The organism is Spirochaetia bacterium (assembly GCA_022482625.1).
Classification (GTDB): domain Bacteria; phylum Spirochaetota; class Spirochaetia; order Sphaerochaetales; family Sphaerochaetaceae; genus Pleomorphochaeta.
Map to the genome: position 1 here is coordinate 1,340,059 of JAKVOU010000001.1, position 13,669 is coordinate 1,353,727.

The 13,669-nt window shown below is 44.1% G+C and carries 13 protein-coding genes and 1 tRNA gene; 5 read left to right on the forward strand and 9 right to left on the reverse strand.

Translation table 11 applies throughout. The annotated features are described in order from the left end of the window. Positions 1 to 5: 5 nt before the first annotated feature. The 5 genes from LKE40_06050 to LKE40_06070 all read right to left on the reverse strand — a co-directional run bounded on the left by LKE40_06050 (position 6) and on the right by LKE40_06070 (position 2,935). Positions 6 to 650 (reverse strand): 50S ribosomal protein L25, encoded by a 645-nt coding sequence (locus tag LKE40_06050; GenBank protein MCH3917011.1) that lies wholly within the window; start codon positions 648 to 650, stop codon positions 6 to 8. A 167-nt stretch (positions 651 to 817) separates the two neighbouring features. After that, positions 818 to 889, reverse strand: a tRNA-Gln gene (locus LKE40_06055). A gap of 89 nt (positions 890 to 978) precedes the next feature. Then, positions 979 to 1,248 carry a SpoVG family protein gene (locus tag LKE40_06060; GenBank protein MCH3917012.1) on the reverse strand — a complete coding sequence of 90 codons (270 nt, stop codon included), beginning with the start codon at positions 1,246 to 1,248 and terminating at the stop codon, positions 979 to 981. Positions 1,249 to 1,313: 65 nt separating this feature from the next. After that, positions 1,314 to 2,207: a hypothetical protein gene (locus tag LKE40_06065; protein ID MCH3917013.1), complete on the reverse strand. Its 894-nt coding sequence runs from the start codon at positions 2,205 to 2,207 to the stop codon at positions 1,314 to 1,316. Continuing rightward, complete coding sequence (locus LKE40_06070; protein ID MCH3917014.1) at positions 2,198 to 2,935, reverse strand: single-stranded DNA-binding protein; 738 nt, start codon at positions 2,933 to 2,935, stop codon at positions 2,198 to 2,200. Before LKE40_06070 ends, LKE40_06065 begins: the two co-directional genes overlap by 10 nt. A gap of 55 nt (positions 2,936 to 2,990) precedes the next feature. Here LKE40_06070 and LKE40_06075 point away from each other — a divergent pair, with 55 nt between their 5' ends. The 5 genes from LKE40_06075 (at position 2,991) to LKE40_06095 (ending at position 8,452) form a co-directional block, all read left to right on the forward strand. Beyond that, entirely contained in the window at positions 2,991 to 3,767 is a 777-nt protein-coding gene (locus LKE40_06075; protein MCH3917015.1) for an HAD family hydrolase, read from the forward strand. Positions 3,768 to 3,857: 90 nt separating this feature from the next. Then, the gene (locus LKE40_06080; GenBank protein MCH3917016.1) at positions 3,858 to 5,570 is read left to right on the forward strand and encodes an AMP-binding protein; all 1,713 of its coding nucleotides are present in this window, start codon (positions 3,858 to 3,860) and stop codon (positions 5,568 to 5,570) included. Positions 5,571 to 5,587: 17 nt separating this feature from the next. Then, positions 5,588 to 6,862: an amidohydrolase gene (locus LKE40_06085; GenBank protein ID MCH3917017.1), complete on the forward strand. Its 1,275-nt coding sequence runs from the start codon at positions 5,588 to 5,590 to the stop codon at positions 6,860 to 6,862. Between the two features lie 8 nt (positions 6,863 to 6,870). Beyond that, on the forward strand, positions 6,871 to 7,905 hold the full coding sequence (gene mtnA, locus LKE40_06090; protein MCH3917018.1) for an S-methyl-5-thioribose-1-phosphate isomerase: 1,035 nt from the start codon (positions 6,871 to 6,873) through the stop codon (positions 7,903 to 7,905). Positions 7,906 to 8,065: 160 nt separating this feature from the next. Further along, positions 8,066 to 8,452 (forward strand): desulfoferrodoxin, encoded by a 387-nt coding sequence (locus tag LKE40_06095; GenBank protein MCH3917019.1) that lies wholly within the window; start codon positions 8,066 to 8,068, stop codon positions 8,450 to 8,452. Between the two features lie 88 nt (positions 8,453 to 8,540). On the opposite strand, the gene tyrS is transcribed toward LKE40_06095, so the two are convergent. The 4 genes from tyrS to LKE40_06115 form a co-directional block, all read right to left on the reverse strand. After that, positions 8,541 to 9,797, reverse strand: a complete 1,257-nt coding sequence (gene tyrS / locus LKE40_06100; protein ID MCH3917020.1) for a tyrosine--tRNA ligase — start codon at positions 9,795 to 9,797, stop codon at positions 8,541 to 8,543. Positions 9,798 to 9,799: 2 nt separating this feature from the next. Continuing rightward, positions 9,800 to 11,122, reverse strand: coding sequence for a glycine--tRNA ligase (locus LKE40_06105; GenBank protein ID MCH3917021.1), 1,323 nt, complete (start codon positions 11,120 to 11,122; stop codon positions 9,800 to 9,802). 1 nt (position 11,123) lies between these two features. Beyond that, complete coding sequence (gene gltX / locus LKE40_06110) at positions 11,124 to 12,608, reverse strand: glutamate--tRNA ligase (protein MCH3917022.1); 1,485 nt, start codon at positions 12,606 to 12,608, stop codon at positions 11,124 to 11,126. Between the two features lie 284 nt (positions 12,609 to 12,892). Continuing rightward, positions 12,893 to 13,480, reverse strand: a complete 588-nt coding sequence (locus LKE40_06115; GenBank protein MCH3917023.1) for a hypothetical protein — start codon at positions 13,478 to 13,480, stop codon at positions 12,893 to 12,895. Positions 13,481 to 13,669: the final 189 nt, after the last annotated feature.

The window sequence follows — 13,669 nt, forward strand, 5'->3', positions numbered from 1 at the left end:
AATCCTTATTCCTCAGCTGGTGCCGTTCCATCTGCAGGAGCAGCTCCTATTACCTCAGCTTCTGCATTTGCAGACTCAGGCGTAGCAGGTTCAACCTCAGCCTTTACCGTCTTGACGGAAGCAACTGTATCAGCAAGATTATGATGAATCGTAATCCCTGCACCCAATTGCAGATCCTTGACAGCCAGATGTTGGTTAATTCCCAAGCCACTTACATCAACGATAATCTCCGAAGGCAAGTCCTTCGGCAGACATTCAACTTCAATTTCATGCAATACGACATCCAGAACACCACCCTCGCGACATCCTACAGGGTTGCCCTTTGCTATGATAGGTACATATGCACGTAGCTTTTCACCACGCTTGACTGCATAGAAATCTATATGACGGATGGTATCTGACAACAGATCATCCTGGAACTCCTTCAGAAGGACTTCATACTTCTCTCCATCCACGTCCAGAACTATCAATGTGGATTCAGTAAGCTTGCCAACAGCAATTTCAAACTCATGTGCATCAAGCACGATATGCTGCGGAGCGACATGTCCATAGATTACTGCTGGAATCTTTCCAGCACGAACAAGACGACGAGAGCCGGCACTTCCGAAATCTGAAGTACGGCGATGAGCATTAAAAGTCATTTCAGACATTGCTTTCTCCTACTACTCTCATTGGATATAGGTCCAATTACCATGGGATACGGATTCATACGAATCCACAGTCCGTCATCATACAGGAGAAACATCAGCTGTTGCAAGACTCGATACAAAGGAAAATAAAAAAAGAGAAAAAAAATGATCCGCCTGAGCGGATCAAACTGGGAAGGCGGGATTCGAACCCACGATGCCGGCACCAAAAACCAGAGCCTTAACCACTTGGCGACTTCCCAAATCTTACGTTGGAAAAATATATAAGATTGCAACTTCTTTGTCTAGTATGGTCAGAGAAACAAAAAGATCACCAAGCAGTTTTGAAGGCTTATGGAGCCGGACGCTCCAAAGCATCCAAATAGGCAGCAATCACTTTCTTCTGGAGAAGATTCCTGAATTCTGTTGTTATAGGATGGGCAACATCCTTGTATTCATGATTGCTGGTCAATCGGGTCGGCATGGCAATGAAAAGATTGTCATCACTCCTGATGACCTTAATATTGTGAACAACAAACACACCGTCAAACGTAACTGTCGCATACGCTTTCAACTTGCCTTCATCGCCGACCGTCCGAACACGAATGTCAGTAATTTCCATAAGACTCTCCTCCTTTTTCCAATACAACAAAAAAATTAACACTGTATTATTCTACATACGCGAAACTACATTTTGCAACAGAAAAACGTGAAACTAGAGAGACTTTCCTTGATTAATTCAATTTTTTCTTTTCTTTCAGGTACTTGAGAACCCATAAAAGCATAGCAACAGGACCCACTGCCGCTCATTGACACATAGCCATCCAAGCCGACCCGTGCTACAGCATCCCGGAATTGTTGCAATGCTACTTGGCCAGAAACCATACAGAAATCATTCCTGAACAAACCATCCCACAGGGAAAAAGGTGCTGAAAGAGCAGCAACAAGTCGGTCTTTCCCCAGAAATCCTGCCCGTGGAAGCACATCAAGAAGCGAAAACGCGTGTTCCGTTACGATACCATGGTCTGGCATGGCAAGCAAAAAACAACCATCAAGCATTGTTTCAACCGGTATGACATTTTCTCCTCGTCCGGTAACATAGGCAACAGGAACATCCCAGAGGAAAAATGGAACATCTGAACCTATCTCCAATGCCAAAGCCAACAAATCATTCTTCATCAGATGTGACTCAGGAAAAAATGAATCAAGCAAGGACAACAAAGCCGCAGCATCAGCAGAACCACCGCCAAGTCCTGATTTTACAGGAATATGCTTGGTTATTGACACTCGGGTTTCTAGTGCAATTCCCGAACGTTTGCACCAAAGCCTCACTGTCTTTGTCAATGTATCCGTTCCTGCAGGACACAGCCCTTCCAACCCCAAAACCACACAACTGGCTTTTTCCGCCTTTCTACAGGAAAGTTCTATGACATCAGAAAGAGATGGAAGACGCACGAAAATGGATTCCAAATCATGGAAACCGTCATTTCTCTTCTTACCTACCGCCAAGTGAAGGTTTATTTTTGCAGGAGCAAGGGCTGTCCCACTCAGCCAATGGCCGGATGACAATTTCAGTTCCATAGACCAGCGGCTTTTATCTGAGCTGTACAGATACCAGCCCAATCTTTGTTCGCCAAAGGATTGGCAGGAGAAGGATGCAGCAAGGTAATGACATCCTGACCGTCTTTACAGATATGCTTCAGCTTCTTTGCAGCATAATTGCCTATTCCTCCCACATGCAGGGGAGACAAAAGGACAAGTATATCCGTCAGGTAGGCATCACAGACAACTTCCAGCTTCTTCCGGAACTCAAGAGGAAGCTTGTCCGGTGTTATATTCCTGCCATTTTTCTCATTGCTGATGAACGCAAGAGGACAATAGTTGGATACAAAGAGCTTACCCTCCATGGCTTCCTTGTTTCCATAATGGCTCTGCATCAATGTCCATAGTCTTTTTCCTGATATTTCACTTCTGGGACAGGAAAGGCCAAGTACAGGTCGCGAAGGATGTTCGTTTTCAGGTTTGTCTACTTTACCGTCAATTTTCAGAAACTGCTTGACAAAATTGACTTCTCCGAATGGAACCCCGTCCTGGACCATACCAAAGGGTCCTGGGTTCATGCCTAATAAAAAAATTTCAACATGCTCCTGTCCAAAAGTCTCCAGATATTGCCGATGAAGGTCCCATGCATAGTCAAGCGGATTGTACACGGTAACAGCATTTCCAGGCAATTGGGCGATTAATCCATCAGTTTCCATGGCAAAGGCACGAGTCCTCTCGACCAATTCAAAAGTTACTTTATTTATCATCCTGCTCTTCCTTCCCCACTAGGCAAAACCGACCTTCTCGCCTATTATCCATATTATGGAAAATGGCACTCACAAAATCAAGGCAGTAATCTTTGATAAGGACGGAACACTCTATGATTATGCTGAAATATGGAACAGCATATTCACACTTTCCATAAATGAAGGCCTGGCGTTCTTCGGGTTGACTGCCACCGATGATATCGAAAAAGGACTTTTGTCTGTCCTCGGAATTGACAGCACAGGCAAACCTTTGTCAAAGGGTATTGTATTTAATCACAAGAAACGGAATATATTTTTCCGGTCTTTGTTTTTTTGCATAAAATATCGGATTTCCATCAATACATATATAAAATTGGCACATTATATCTATGACCGTTGCGATATCCATTTGGAAAAGCGACTACAAGAAATCGACTTCATCCAATTGCGTCAATTGTTTTCTGCACTCAAACAGCAGAAATATCTGCTCGGCATGATTACCCAAGACAAAAAAGCATCAGTAGACCTTTTTCTTCGCTATATGGGCATTGCCGATAAACTCGATTTCATAAGTACCAGGGATGACAAGCTTCCGGAAAAGCCAAATCCGAAGGCTTTCCATGTTTTCTGCAAAAAATTCAATCTGTCAAATGATGAGGTAGCATTGGTAGGTGATTCCCAAAGCGACATGGAATTTGCAGAAAATGCAAAGGCCGGTTATAAAATCGGCATTCTCTGGGGAGCAGGAGACAGAAAAAGTCTCGAAAAGACATGCAATGCAATCTATCCGGATATCTATGGAATTGGCAAGGATCCGGTACTTTTCCCCAAAAACATGAATGTTGACATTTGAGAAGTGAAATGGGAAAATGGAAAAAGATTATTTTCTGTCGGAATGCCAGTGTGTCGATTGGCACAACAGAATATTTAGGAAAAAAACCGAATGGAACATATGTGGAATGAAAAACTTGCCGATTACAGAGGCACATTCTTTGAAGGTGAATGGCCTACTATTACCCAGGCATTCCTTATTACCCACAGTAAATTCCCAGATAAACCCTGCTTCACAACCTTCAGCCCTGACAGGATCAGCTATACATTTGATGAAATCTATCAACGCCTGCTGAAAATCAGCTCATACTTGCGGGAACATGGATTAAAAAAAGGTGACAAAGTCGTTATAAATGGCAAAAACAGCATCGAATGGGCATTAAGCTACCTAGCTATCAATTTTGCAGGTGGCGTTGTCGTACCATTGGACAACCAACTTCATACACAACGGATAGTACAGTTATGCCAGTTCAGCGATGCCAGTTTTATATTTGCAGATAAAAATGTCTTATTGTCCATTGAAAAAGAAGCTCCGAAACTCCTTTCTTCCATGCAAGGAATTTTTACATTGCAGGGAAAAGATGAAAGGTTTCCTTCGATAATGAATCTGGAACCTTCGGCCATCATGACTCCGGAAGAAGGAAATGAAAATGACATTGCAGCCATTTTGTTTACAAGCGGCACTACAGGCATGGAAAAAGGTGCAATACTGACTCAAAAGAACATCGTAAGTGATGCCTTCCAAGCCTGTGAACCGGAATTTCTTCCTGTAGATGAGACTGATGTCCTCTATGCCCTGCTGCCGCTCCATCATAGTTATTGCTGTACGGCAGTTCTGATTGAAACAGTACTGATCGGATGTGAATGTGTCTTTGGCCATGGTATCGTCATTTCAAAAATGATCAACGATCTCAAGCAGGGACAAATAACCTTCTTCATGGGAATCCCTCTTTTATTCAACAAGTTGCTTTCCGGTATGATGAAGGAAATAAGGAAAAAAGGACCGCTGGTCAATGCTTATATCCACACCCTAATGTGGATCAACGGTTTTTTCAAAAAATACTTCAGAAAAAATCCCCTGAGACCTTACTTCAACAAAATACTGCTTTCAAAAATAGGATTTGCCCACAACAGGATTCTCATTTGCGGAGCAGGTCCCCTTTCGCCTAAGGTCTTCAGACAATACCAACAGCTCGGACTGGACTTCATCCAAGGCTATGGACTGACCGAAACCAGTCCGATCATAGCCCTTAATCCGACCCAGCATTTCAAGGTCAAATCAGTCGGGAAAATACTTCCTCTTGTCGATGCAAAGATCATTGACAAAGACGAAAGGAACATAGGAGAACTGGTAGTCAAAGGTCCGATAACGACTTCAGGTTACTATAAGGACCCAAAGAATACGGAAACATTGTTTACAGAAGATGGTTACCTTAGGACAGGTGACCTAGGATATCTCGATAAGGAGAATTACCTTTACCTCATGGGAAGGGCAAAAAATATCATTGTCACAGAAGGCGGAAAAAATGTCTTCCCTGAAGAAATCGAGGATATGTTCCAGCTCCAGCCGGAAATAGAACAAGTACTTATCAGGGGTTATCAGGCAAAGAAGGATTATCCTGCAGAGTGTATCGAGGCGGTCATCTATCCTTCACCGGAATATTTCAAGGGTAAGGAAAATACAATAGATTCCGCAATTGCATCAGTTATTTCTTCTGTAAACAAAGAACTGTCCGGTTACAAGAAAATCGGTAAAGTAACCATCATAGACAAGCCGATGGTTACTACGAGCACAAGAAAAATCAAGAGAAATCTTGTCAACTGAAGAGAGGTCACACGAAGATGAATATCCTGATCAGGAATGCATTGATCATTCCTATGACCAAAAGAAATTATAGTTACAAGGGGAATCTGTATATCAAGGAAGGAAAGATTTCCGACGGCAAGGATTTCAAGGCTGACAAGATCATAGATGCTTCCCACATGATTGCCATGCCGTCCCTGGTCAATGCCCATACACATGCTGCCATGGAACTGATGAGAAACTACAAGGATACTGCTCCTGACCTCATGTCATGGTTAAGCCAGATATTTCCTATCGAAGCCCGCTTGACTGATGAGGATATCTACTGGGCCTCGAAATTGGCAACAGCAGAAATGATTTCAACAGGCTGTACGGTTTTCAACGACATGTATTTCATGCAGGAAAACACAATAAAGGCGACCTTGGAATCAGGCATCCGAGGAAGTATCGGACTTACCCTTTTCGGTGACATCGATGATACGAAGCAAAGAATCAGCAAATTCGATGAATTCTTACCAAAATATTCCCAGGAAGATTTGATTACCTTCATGATAGCTCCCCATGCCATTTATACGACGACGGCTGCCAGTTACCTGTATGCACATGACTGGATCAAGGAAAGACATCTGAGGATGCATACCCATATGAGCGAGACACAGACAGAAGTCAAGGATTGTCTAACTCAGCATAAGACTACTCCGTTGATGTATCTTGAAAAAGAAGGAGCACTTGAAGACATCAATGTCGTTCTCGCCCATGGAGTCTATCTGACCAATGATGAAGTGAAGCTCTGCAAGGAACGAGACTTCTCCATAGTGCATAATCCCAGCAGCAACTGTAAGCTTGCCAGCGGTATTGCACCGGTATCAAAATTCCGCAAGGCCGGCATCACCATGGCTCTTGGTACGGATGGTTCAAGCAGTAACAATAACCTTGATATGTTTGAGGAAATGCATGTGGCGGCCCTTCTAAGTTCTGTAAGTACAATGGATCCCATAGCAAATACTCCTTACGATATCCTTTCAATGGCAACAACAGGGGGAGCAAAGGCCCTTGGCCTTGCTGATAAAATCGGGACTCTGGAAGAAGGAAAAGATGCCGACATTATCCTTGTCGATACCCATAAGCCACACCTGACACCACTCAATGATCCATTCTCTGCATTGGTCTTTGCGGCACAGGGATCAGATGTCGATACCGTACTTTGCAGAGGCAAGATACTGATGGAAAACAGGAATTTCACTACCATCAATGTAAATGAAATCATGAAACAGACGGAAGCCTGCTGGGCTTCCATACAGAACAGGAAATGAGGCAATATATGGACGAACCATTCAAGACATTGGAATTTACTGACGGCGAATTGAAACTTATTGACCAAAGACAGTTGCCGGCAACCTTCACATACTATACCTGCAAGACATACAGGGATGTCCGTTTTGCCATCAAGGACATGGTCGTCCGAGGAGCACCAGCCATCGGCACCAGTGCAGCCTACGGTGTATACATGGCTTTCCGGGAACTGGGAACCGATGAACAGGATTTCAAGGAAGCCTGTACATTCCTTGTCGAAGCACGGCCGACTGCAGTCAATCTCAAATGGGCCGTAGACAGGATGCTCGTATGCTATGAGACACACAGACATGACAATGACTTGGACAATATCCTACTTGAAGAAGCAAGAAAAATAGAAGCTGAAGATATTGCAGTCAATAAGATGATCGGAGAAAACGGCCTCAAGGTAGTGCCGCAGAATGCTACGATATTGACCCATTGCAATGCAGGCGCACTTGCAACTTCAGGATGGGGTACAGCCTTAGGGGTAATAAAAAGCGCTTTCTATGCAAAGAAAAATATTTTTGTCTATGCAGATGAAACCAGACCTAGATTGCAGGGAGCAAGATTGACAGCTTGGGAACTGACACAGGCAAAGATTCCTAGCAAGCTTATCCCTGACAGTGCTGCCGCAACACTTATCAGGGACGGCAAGATAGATCTTGTCGTGCTTGGTGCCGACAGGATTGCGAAAAACGGTGATGTCTGCAACAAGCTCGGTACTTTTGCGCTTTCTGTCATCTGCAAACACTATGGAGTGCCATTCTATTCAGCAGCTCCTCTCTCAACCATCGATTTCAGCATTGAGGACGGTTCCCAGATTCCCATTGAAGAACGAAGTGCAGACGAGGTAAGGTTCGTCGGAAAAACGCAAGTAGCACCATTGGAAATGGATGTCTATAACCCAAGTTTTGACGTTACACCCCATGGCAATGTCACGGGAATAATCACTGAAAAAGGAATCGTATATCCTCCCTTCAAGGAAAACATTGAAAAACTTCAAGCCGGAATTTCTCTGTAAGGGTTTTCGACAAGATGCAATCCAATCGGTTGCATCTTTTTTTATCAAAATCATAGAATGTAGTCTGGAAAGAAAAATTAATGATAATAATTCTTATTTTCATTAATTTTCTCTAGCCTAACAGCAAAGATGGTGGTATATTAAAGACAAGGAGAAAAAAATGAAAGAACAAGAATTTTATCTTTGCAAGCATTGTGGCAACCTTATAGCTATGGTACACAGTGCAGGTCCCCGTGTCGTCTGTTGTGGAGATGAAATGACCCGGTTGATTCCGAATTCAACTGACGCTGCCGGAGAGAAACATGTACCAGTTGTAACGGTCAATGGCAATACCATTGAAGTAAATGTCGGTTCAGTTGACCATCCGATGACCGAGGCACATCTTATCCAGTGGATTTATATCCAGACCGAACAGGGTGGACAGAGAAAGATACTCAAGGCCGGTGACAAGCCACATGCTACATTCTCACTTGCAGCAGGCGACAAGGCTGTAGCTGCTTATGCATACTGCAATCTCCACGGGCTTTGGAAAGCAGAAATCAAATAGGTTGAAAAGAGACAACCTCAACAGAAAATCGAATCTCCCCTGTTTGACATAGGGGAGATTCTTTCTGCAATATGCTTTGTTATTGCTGTTATTTTACAATGATTCGGAAATATCTCTTTTTCCCGGCTTTCAGCAACAGCTCGCCGTGAGCATCCAGCAATGAAGCATCAACTATGAATTTTGGATCAGAAATCTTCACATCGTTGATTGATGCTCCTCCGCCGACAACAAGCCGTCTGGCATCACTGTTGCTTGCACAAAGCCCTACAGAACTGAACAAGTTGAGTACCGGCAGCCCTTCATCAAGTTCTGCTTTAGAGATTTCCTTTGAAGGCATACCATCCCGCGCTGCAACGGATGTTCCAGCTCCACCGAACATGGCTTTTGCTGCAGTCCTTGCCTTTTCGGCTTCCTCTTCCCCATGTATGATCTTTGTCTGTTCATAGGCAAGACGTTCCTTGGCCTCATTGATATTGACAGAAGGCTTGTCATAACCCTTGATTTCCTCAAGAGGAAGAAAGGTAAAAAGCTTCATGAAGCGAATCACATCTGCATCATTGACATTCCGCCAGTATTGATAGTAATCGTATGGACTGAACATCTCAGGATCAAGGAAAACTGCTCCGTTTTCGCTCTTTCCCATTTTCTTCCCATCTGCACGGGTAATGAGATTGAACGTAAGGCCATAGCATTCTGTCCCTTCCAGTTTCCTGATCAGATCAATGCCGGCAACGATATTTCCCCACTGGTCATCTCCTCCTATCTGAAGCCGACATCCCTGATTACGGTAAAGCGTCAGGAAATCATACGATTGGAGCAACTGATAATTGAACTCAATGAAAGAAAGGCCACGTTCCAACCTTTGCTTATAGGATTCAAAAGTCAACATTCGGTTGACAGAAAAATGCCTGCCGATGGTACGGAGAAAATCAATATAGTTCAGGTTAGTAAGCCAATCTGCATTGTTCAGCATCTTGGCATGCCCCATTCCCTTTCCAGGATGATCAGAAAGATCTACGACCGTCCCCAGCTGGGCACGTAAGCTCTTGGAGTTCTCGGCTACTTGCTCGGGTGTAAGCATCTTCCTCATTTCAGTCTTTCCTGAAGGATCCCCGATCATCGCAGTACCTCCACCGACAAGAATAATCGGATTGTGTCCTGCCTCCTGAAGATGATGCATGGCAAAAATCGGGACCATATGGCCGACATGTATCGATTTACCAGTAGGATCGACCCCGGCATAAAGAGTCACCTTCTGTTCGTCCATAAGATCACTCAAGGCATCTATATCCGTACAAGCCTTGAAGAATCCCCGGTCAATCAATGTCTGTAGTGCACTGTTCATCCTTACGCCCTCTTGTAATCCTTCGTAGCTTTGCGGATAGTTGCAACGATATCATCCATAGGAACCCTTATCTGCTGCATGGAATCCCTATATCGCAAGGTCACGGTATTATCCTTCAAGGTATCATAATCAAGCGTAATGCAGTATGGAGTCCCGACTTCATCCATCCTTCTGTATCTTCTTCCAATCGCACCACCCTGGTCATAGAAAGTAGTAAACTCTTCCCTAAGGCTCTCTTCAAGAGCCTTTGCCTTTTCAGCAAGCCCATCTTTCTTTACCAAAGGAAGCACAGCTACCGTAATCGGTGCAATCGTGGGATGGAAATGCAACACGACACGTGTATCTCCATCTACTTCTTCTTCATCATAGGCATCACACAGTGCCATCAACACATTGCGGGTAAGGCCAGCACTGGTCTCTACGACATACGGAACATACTTTTCATGGGTAACAGGATCAAGGTAATCCTGTGGTTTGCCACAGAACTTCGAATGTTGGGTAAGATCATAGTCAGTCCGGTCATGAACACCTTCCAACTCCTGCCAACCCATCGGGAAAAGGAACTGAATGTCATAAGCATCCTTTGCATAGAAAGCCAGTTCATCAGGCCCATGCTGATGCCATCTGAGGTGGTCCATCCTGATGCCCATCTTGTCATAAAAACTCATTCGCTGTTCTCTCCAGTAGGGGAACCATTTGTCATCGCTACCCGGCTGGCAGAAGAACTGCATTTCCATCTGTTCAAATTCACAGGACCGGAAAATAAAATTCTTCGTAGTAATCTCGTTACGGAATGATTTGCCGATCTGTGCAATGCCAAAAGGAATCTTGACACGTGAAGAATCGACAACGTTCCTGAAATTGACATAGATGCCCTGTGCAGTTTCAGGTCTAAGATACACAACTGATGCAGCATCACTGTTTGCTCCGATATGAGTGGCAAACATAAGGTTGAAGTTCTTCGGCTCAGTAAAGGAATTCTTGTTCCCGCAAACCGGACAGGGAGCATTGAGGTCAATCTGATCTGCCCGGAACCTACTCTTGCAGACCTTGCAGTCTACCATCGGATCACTGAAGTTCGACACATGGCCTGATGCTTCCCAGACTTTTGAAGCCATAAGAATAGATGCATCCAACCCGACGATGTTGTCATGTAACTGGGTCATCTCCTTCCACCATAAATCACGGATATTGTTTTTTAGCTGTACCCCCAACGGACCGTAGTCATACGCACCGTTCAAACCGCCGTAGATTTCACTTGACTGAAAGATAAAGCCACGCCTCTTGCACAGGGAGACGATCTTGTCCATTGTTACATCAACCATACTATCTAACCTCACTCTTGAGCTTTTCTATCGCTCTTTCAATTCTTTCACAGGTTCTGTCCTTGCCAAGCAATGCAATCATATCCTGCATCGGAAGAGTTACATTGCTGCTGGCAAGAGCTACACGCAAAGGAGTAAATACCCCATTGGCTTTCAGTCCCTTTTCTTTTGCCATCTCATTGATTGCGGCCTCGCTTTCACTGAAAGGACGGCCAGAAGCAAAACCTTCCTTGATAATCCTATAATCAGCCTCGAGGGCTTCCAGGGAAGACTTCAGATCCATTTTCTTTGCTATGAACAGTTCAGTAGCGGCCAAAGGTACATCAGTAAAGAAGAAACGTGTCAGTTCAACGACATCAGAGAGAACTTTCATCCGAACCTTTACGGACGGAAGCATCTGCTGGATTTTCTTGTCCTCTGCCTCAGTCGGCGGATCATTGATAAAACCAGCTTTCGCCAAGAATGGTATAAGAAGCAAACGCAACCGTTCATCATCACATTCCCTGATATACTGACCATTGAACCAATCAAGTTTCTTATAGTCAAAGACTCCCGGAGCCTTGTTGATCTTGGCAATGTCAAACAGCTTTTCCAAGTCTTCCCTGGAAAAGAACTCACGTTGTCCATCATAGGACCAACCGACCAAACTGACATAGTTCAGCAAAGCTTCCGGCAAATAACCGGCCTGTCTGAAATCCCTCACACTGGTAGAACCATGACGCTTGGACAATTTCTGTCCATCTTTTCCCATCACCATCGGAAGATGGCAATAGACAGGAGGTTCCCAGCCAAAGGCCTTGTACAGCAGGACATGCAAGGGACCGGAAGGAATCCACTCCTGGGCCCGCATAATATGGGTAATCCCCATAAGATGGTCATCGATGACATTTGCAAGATGATAGGTAGGATACCCATCACTCTTCAGAAGGATGGGATCCGGAGAAACATCACGGTTTCTCCTCGTGATGTCTCCCATCAATACATCATGAAAAGTCGTCTTGCCATCAAGAGGCACTTTAAGCCGTATCACAGGCTTTATACCTCGGGCTTCATACATAGCCCTCTGCTCGGCCGTCAGGTTCCTGCAATGACGATCATATCCCTGTACAGGACTTTTCGAAGCAATCTGTTCTTTCCTGACTTCTTCAAGCCGTTCAGGAGTGCAATAACAATAATAGGCCTGTCCTTGCTCGATAAGCCAGTGTGCATATTTCTGATATATTGCGTATCGTTGGCTTTGTATGTATGGACCATATGGACCACCGACGACCGGACCTTCATCCCACTTGATTCCAAGCCATTCCAACGTATCGTATAAGTCCTGAAGGCTGTCGTCGCTGTAACGTTCCCTATCTGTATCTTCAACACGGAGGATAAACTTGCCGCCTTGGCTCTTGGCAAAAAAATAATTGAACAGTGCCGTCCTTACCCCACCGATATGCTGCAATCCCGTCGGAGACGGAGCATAACGTACTCTCACTTCCATGGAACTCAAAGACTCCTTGTAAAAATTACATATTGTATGTTGTACAGTAAATCAACAGGAATAGCAACCTGACAAAACAACAGCCTTGCAACAGCAGGCAATGCAGTATCTGCGAGACAGTACATAAAAATGTCAGCTGACCGAGATCTTTCAAAACCTAACACAATAAGTCTGGAAACATACTTTTGTACAGAAGCATGAAACGTCCATACATCAGCCAAGGTAAAAAAGAACGCCTCCCCTGCCCAAGGAAAGACGTTCTTCCATAATCAATCGAATGGAATTCAGATCAGATTGAACAATACGGAAACTCCGAATTTACCATTGTCCCATACTGGTTCCATCTTTGAAGCATCAAAATCATTGAAGCTCATGTCAGTCGGAACTGAATAGGAAATACCAGCCATTATGTTACCAAGCATGACATCAGCCGATGCACGGTAGGTAAGTGGTGCAGAAAGCAAAAAATCACCAAAATTATCTGGAGTTTCACCATTTGCACCATAGTAAGTCACTTCATCATCTACATAGCCAGTAGTAAAGGTAGGACCGATACCGACACCGACGCGTACCAGCTTGAGCACATCAAAGGAAACGCCAGCTGTCAACAACGTATCGAACAGATAATCACCATCATCTGAAGAACTCATCACCGCGGATCCCGTTACTTCCAGAATGGCAATTCTGACTCTGGCATCAGCTCCAAATTTGTAGTTACTCAAATCACTGAAATCAGAATCAACAGCATCGCTTGGTTTTTCCTGGTACTGGGCAGTTGCACCAAGGCTGATATCAAAAGCATCATTTGCAAAAACCGTAGCCGGAGCCAGCAAACATGCCACCAAGGCAACCAATAACATTTTCTTTTTCATTTCTTTCTCCTTATGCTTCATCCTAAATGGATGTTCCATCTACATTCAAAAACAGTATGGTAAATTTTTCGTTACATTTGTTATATAAAACCACAAAACACAATCCAAGGAATGAAAGAGCCTATAAATGCGAGAAATATTCCTTGCCGATATTTGTACTCTATAGGTAAAGCTGGACATGGGTCAAGT

What these genes read in the sequence shown, in the direction of transcription:
- LKE40_06050 (MCH3917011.1), bottom strand. Translation starts at nt 650, where the DNA reads ATGTCTGAAATGACTTTTAATGCTCATCGCCGTACTTCAGATTTCGGA.
- LKE40_06060 (MCH3917012.1), bottom strand. Translation starts at nt 1,248, where the DNA reads ATGGAAATTACTGACATTCGTGTTCGGACGGTCGGCGATGAAGGCAAG.
- LKE40_06065 (MCH3917013.1), bottom strand. Translation starts at nt 2,207, where the DNA reads ATGGAACTGAAATTGTCATCCGGCCATTGGCTGAGTGGGACAGCCCTT.
- LKE40_06070 (MCH3917014.1), bottom strand. Translation starts at nt 2,935, where the DNA reads ATGATAAATAAAGTAACTTTTGAATTGGTCGAGAGGACTCGTGCCTTT.
- LKE40_06075 (MCH3917015.1), top strand. Translation starts at nt 2,991, where the DNA reads ATGGAAAATGGCACTCACAAAATCAAGGCAGTAATCTTTGATAAGGAC.
- LKE40_06080 (MCH3917016.1), top strand. Translation starts at nt 3,858, where the DNA reads ATGGAACATATGTGGAATGAAAAACTTGCCGATTACAGAGGCACATTC.
- LKE40_06085 (MCH3917017.1), top strand. Translation starts at nt 5,588, where the DNA reads ATGAATATCCTGATCAGGAATGCATTGATCATTCCTATGACCAAAAGA.
- mtnA (MCH3917018.1), top strand. Translation starts at nt 6,871, where the DNA reads ATGGACGAACCATTCAAGACATTGGAATTTACTGACGGCGAATTGAAA.
- LKE40_06095 (MCH3917019.1), top strand. Translation starts at nt 8,066, where the DNA reads ATGAAAGAACAAGAATTTTATCTTTGCAAGCATTGTGGCAACCTTATA.
- tyrS (MCH3917020.1), bottom strand. Translation starts at nt 9,797, where the DNA reads ATGAACAGTGCACTACAGACATTGATTGACCGGGGATTCTTCAAGGCT.
- LKE40_06105 (MCH3917021.1), bottom strand. Translation starts at nt 11,122, where the DNA reads ATGGTTGATGTAACAATGGACAAGATCGTCTCCCTGTGCAAGAGGCGT.
- gltX (MCH3917022.1), bottom strand. Translation starts at nt 12,608, where the DNA reads ATGGAAGTGAGAGTACGTTATGCTCCGTCTCCGACGGGATTGCAGCAT.
- LKE40_06115 (MCH3917023.1), bottom strand. Translation starts at nt 13,480, where the DNA reads ATGAAAAAGAAAATGTTATTGGTTGCCTTGGTGGCATGTTTGCTGGCT.